The sequence below is a fragment of the Pseudoalteromonas sp. CR1 genome, assembly GCF_019392235.1.
GTDB lineage: Bacteria > Pseudomonadota > Gammaproteobacteria > Enterobacterales > Alteromonadaceae > Pseudoalteromonas.
The window spans coordinates 1-253 of sequence record NZ_JAHXRM010000428.1 but is presented as its reverse complement, the minus strand read 5'-3'; the positions used below and the strand labels follow the sequence as shown (position 1 = coordinate 253).

1 protein-coding gene is annotated in these 253 nt (G+C 63.6%); it reads right to left on the bottom strand.

The genetic code is table 11. The features are described from left to right. Positions 1-65 precede the first annotated feature (65 nt). The coding region (locus tag KZZ04_RS20010; protein WP_219424006.1) for an energy transducer TonB at positions 66-253 on the bottom strand (188 nt) is incomplete at its 5' end.

Sequence of the window (253 nt, the reverse complement as noted above, 5' to 3'; positions counted from 1 at the left end):
AGCACGGTAGGGGGAGGGGTATCACACCTCACGCACTGAAGGTGAGGGATGGCGGGTATGAGGGCTCAACGCCTGAGTTGAAGCGGAAAGCTAAGGTCGGCGACATCCGCTCCGGCCAGCAGTTCGGCTGGCGGAGCGGTGAACGGGCTGACAGCTCGTACGGCATCGAGTGCTCGCTGATCGATGGCGTGCGAGCCCGAGCTTCGTTCGATTTCAGCTCGCCTCACTGCCCCATCCGCAGCGACCTCGACAC